The following is a 357-nucleotide window of genomic DNA, read 5'->3' as shown; positions in this document are numbered from 1 at the left end:
GCTCGGCCACGACCTCAGCAAAGCCCCGCAAGGACTGGCGATTGATTTTCGAACCTCGCACAGCCCCGTTCATCGAGCCGCTGATGGGCTATACGGGCGGCCGGGACACCCTGACCCAGGTTCAACTGGATTTTCCGACGCTTGAGGCGGCGATCCGTTATGCGGAGCGCCAAGGCCTCAACCACGTGGTGCAGGCTCCATCTTCTGGCTGCCAGGCCAAGGTCAGCAACAGGCAAGCATCGGAGGAGAGGCACGCCTTTTCCGACGTGGTTTGGCAACGGCTACAATTGGCATGGCTTCAGGCAAGCCACAACTATGGCGCTGGTGCAGAGGCAGCGCACATACAGACGGCGCTTT

The 357-nt window shown here is 61.1% G+C and carries 1 protein-coding gene; it reads left to right on the top strand.

Annotated features, from left to right (window positions below; translation table 11 throughout):
- Positions 1-41: 41 nt before the first annotated feature.
- On the top strand, positions 42-357 hold a 316-nt coding region (locus EOD07_RS37175; RefSeq protein WP_245470654.1), incomplete at its 3' end, for an NADH dehydrogenase ubiquinone Fe-S protein 4.

It is taken from the genome of Mesorhizobium sp. M2C.T.Ca.TU.002.02.1.1 (assembly GCF_003997225.1).
The sequence above is the reverse complement of the archived record's forward strand: the minus strand, read 5'-3'. Positions and strand labels throughout refer to the sequence as shown.